Origin of the sequence: Endozoicomonas sp. ONNA2 (assembly GCF_024606365.1) — a bacterium.
Classification (GTDB): domain Bacteria; phylum Pseudomonadota; class Gammaproteobacteria; order Pseudomonadales; family Endozoicomonadaceae; genus Endozoicomonas.
The window spans coordinates 1-2,637 of sequence record NZ_JAHHPO010000483.1 but is presented as its reverse complement, the minus strand read 5'-3'; the positions used below and the strand labels follow the sequence as shown (position 1 = coordinate 2,637).

Annotated in this window: 3 protein-coding genes; 1 reads left to right on the top strand and 2 read right to left on the bottom strand. The window is 50.1% G+C overall.

Features of this window, described 5'->3' with window-relative positions; translation table 11 throughout:
- Nucleotides 1-192 (bottom strand): hypothetical protein (locus tag KDK14_RS08755; RefSeq protein WP_257264710.1); only part of this gene is annotated, 192 nt, incomplete at its 3' end.
- Nucleotides 193-431: 239 nt separating this feature from the next.
- Nucleotides 432-1,103 (bottom strand): hypothetical protein, encoded by a 672-nt coding sequence (locus KDK14_RS08750; RefSeq protein WP_257264709.1) that lies wholly within the window; start codon nt 1,101-1,103, stop codon nt 432-434.
- Between the two features lie 601 nt (nt 1,104-1,704).
- On the opposite strand from KDK14_RS08750, the gene KDK14_RS08745 reads away from it, so the two are divergent.
- The gene (locus KDK14_RS08745) at nt 1,705-2,439 is read left to right on the top strand and encodes an ankyrin repeat domain-containing protein (protein WP_257264708.1); all 735 of its coding nucleotides are present in this window, start codon (nt 1,705-1,707) and stop codon (nt 2,437-2,439) included.
- Nucleotides 2,440-2,637 lie beyond the last annotated feature (198 nt).

Genomic DNA, 2,637 nt, shown 5'->3' with positions numbered 1-2,637 from the left:
GCATAAAAGGTAAGACCTGCACTCCCTTGAACCAGCCTTATGATTGACCAGCAAATCGACGCCATGGGGCAGGAGACTTTCAAGAAAAATTATCCACAGCGCAATGGCTGAACAACGACTGAGTGCCACATAACGCTTGAAGGCGGGCCATTCATCGTCAGAGCACTCAGCCAGGCCATGAACCAATGGCACTGACTTAAGCTTAAAAGCCCCGCAAACATGGGGATTGATACCGAGGTTGAGAGATTTGAATTGGAACCACAAAGCACAGGGTGTCTTAAAGCCTAGGTATGGCAAGGCTTTCACTCTTAAGTCAGTGCCATTGGGCCATGAACCTCCAATATATATATATATTGGACCTTTGTTGTCTATGCAGCCCAAGGGTAAAGCAATAAGCCTTACCCCCGGACATAAACAGGGATTGGTGAATTTTAGTCAACACCTTTGCTACGATTCAGCACCTCGGCAGTTTTCCCCATGATGTTACGCCCAAGGAGAATAGAGGGTCTGTATGGATGCATTGCTGCCTTGATGCCTGAAGGGTTATAATCAGTTCTGCCAGGATTGTCATCGTGAGTAATGCGCATCAAATCACCAAGACCAGATCCTCCTCCTCCTGCGAGGAATACCAGGGTAGTTACCGCAAAAATGGCAATACCGCCGAATATGGCTTCAGATCCATGTTTTGGCAGTGTATGGTACAGGCGGGAAATATAGTTGTAAGTCTCCCGGCCGGCTGTGATGGTATACTCATGAAGGCTTTTATGTGGTTTTCCACCGGCAATATCTGCGGCAATTTTGACCGCGCCAAAGACAGTACCTCCGGCGGAAGCAAGCCCGGTAGCCGCCATGGTGGTAATGTAATAGGCAGCAAAAACACCACCATTTACCACCGTTGAGGCAATGGAAATGGCATTGCAATGGCCTTGCCAGCAGCGCTTCCGGCGCGTGACAATAAGGAACGTTTGCTGTTTTCGGCAGGAGCAGAAAATACAGAAGTATCCAGAGTAGCTGGGAGCGAGGATATAGGACCATTCATAATCAAACCTCCTTGTTTGTTTATAGATATTGGTGACCGGTTTTGATGAACTGTATTTTACCAATATCTGTGGTTTGATTGACTGACAAGGTTGTTAGCAAGAATGGCATTCGGCCTGAACGACTTTCATTCATCAAGCGAATGCTGTTCCGCGCTTACCTCAAGAGGTTGTTGCCCCGGTTCATGAAACCCAGAACATTGATAGGCATACTCTTGACTGATGGTATCCGAAGTTGTTCACCCTCTTGCTGCCATGCAAAACCGAATTTTCATCCTCAATTTTCTGCCGTCCTCGCTACGGGGTCGCCCAGACGGGCGCTATTCTCGGTCAGCCTCCCAGGCAAACTTAATAGCCATAAAACTGAACCATCATACTTTTTTTGTGTCTAACCCACACAACTTATTGAATAACGAACAGGTTCTTCTTATGGATGCCATTACCCCCCCCCTCTCCCATGAGCACTGACATAACGTCGGAGGCCAATATCTGTTGTCTCTGTCACGGTAAGATCCACGGCAGCACTGTGGCGCCTGTGCACATCGACCTCAAATGTCCATCCAGCTGTGGCCAACTCTCCCATCTGGACTGTCCTAAGAGGCAAGTTGTTATTCATCCCATAGACTTCTGCGGGTTTTGCCTACAAAACCCGTTCCCTGCGTTGAATATGACGACCGGTGAATCTCACCCGGATAAGTTTTTCCCCGATGAGACGTTTTATAATGCCTGTCTTAACGGGGACCTGGATCAGGTGAAGAAGTCACTGGCAGAAGGAGTCTATGTCAATGCCGTTATGAAGGATGATTTTACTGCCTTAATGATGGCATCCAGTAAGGGGTACTCAGACGTCGCCGAACACCTGATTAACCAGGGGGCGAACGTCAACGCCGCTCAGGCTGAGAGTGGCGCTACCCCGCTGTTCTTCGCTGCTCAAAACAACCACACCGACATTGTGAAACTCCTGATCAACAAAGGGGTGAATGTCGACGCCCCCCGAACCAAAGATGGCTCCACCCCGCTGTCCATCGCAGTCCAGGAGGGCTGTACCGACAGTGTAAAACTCCTGCTCAACGCAGGGGCGAATCCCAATGCCACTTTATCGAATGGCGTCACCCCGCTGTACATAGCAGCCTTTAGAGGCAATTCCGAGAGCATGCTACTCCTGCTCGAGAAAGGAGCGAATCTCAACACCCGGACTCGGCTTGGCGTCACCCCACTGTTCGCCGCTAATGCGAGAGACAATTTCGAGTGCATGAAAATCCTGATCAACGCCGGGGCGAAGATCAACGGCCTCACGGCTTTTGATTCCAGCCCGCTGACCATCGCAACCCGGCTGGGCTGTACCACCTATGAGGAAGCGTTTTGGGCATCCCAGTCATTGGCTGAACCGGCGGATGAGTAGGGGAACAGAAGAAAGGCTCTGTGTTATCCAGTAAACACAGCTTTGAGGTGTTTCCCTCCCCTGAGTTCTGAAATGCGTGATTACTTAGGAATTGTCCCCGAATAACTTCATCATTTTGTTCAGTCCGGGAAAATGCCGCCGCCCGCTTCCCGCTTCCCGCCACCCGCTGCCCGCAAAAGCACAAGTGGTTCCAGCTTT

Coding starts and splice junctions, on each gene's coding strand:
- KDK14_RS08745 (WP_257264708.1), top strand. CDS start 1,705: ATGACGACCGGTGAATCTCACCCGGATAAGTTTTTCCCCGATGAGACG.